At 71.3% G+C, this 638-nt stretch carries 1 protein-coding gene; it reads left to right on the forward strand.

Annotated elements, in window-relative coordinates:
• Window positions 1–638 (forward strand): KUP/HAK/KT family potassium transporter (locus MFF58_RS31915; protein ID WP_238294343.1); only part of this gene is annotated, 638 nt, incomplete at both ends.

Raw genomic sequence — 638 nt, forward strand, 5'->3', positions numbered from 1 at the left:
CGGCGGCGGCCACCGGCGCAGTGTCGCTGATCCTGTGGTCGCTGATCCTGATCGTGTCGCTGAAATACGCGGTGCTGATCCTGCGCGCCGACAACCGCGGCGAGGGCGGCATCGTGGCCATGCTGGCGCTCCTCGGGGCGCGGCATGCCCGGCCCGGGACGTGGAAGGCGCTGCTGCTGGTGGTCGGGCTGGTGGGCGCGGCGCTGCTCTACGGCGACGGCGCGATCACGCCGGCGATCTCGGTACTGTCGGCCATCGAGGGCCTGAAGATCGACGCGCCGGCGCTCGGCCCGTTCGTGGTGCCGATCACGCTGGTGATCCTGGTCGGGCTGTTCCTCGTGCAGCACAAGGGCGTGGCCGCCATCGGACGCGTGTTCGGGCCCGTGATGCTGGTCTGGTTCGCCGTGCTGGGCCTGCTGGGCATCGTCGGCATCGTCGGCAACCCCGGGATCCTGGCGGCGGCCAACCCGCTTCGGGCCCTCGACTTCATGCTGCATGCGGGCGTGCACGTGAGCTTCGCGATGCTGGGCGCGGCGTTCCTCGCGGTGACCGGGGGCGAGGCGATGTATGCCGATCTCGGGCATTTCGGCGCCCCGGCGATCCGCTTCGCGTGGTTCGGCCTCGTGCTGCCGGCACTG

The organism is Methylobacterium longum (assembly GCF_022179385.1).
Lineage (GTDB): Bacteria > Pseudomonadota > Alphaproteobacteria > Rhizobiales > Beijerinckiaceae > Methylobacterium > Methylobacterium longum.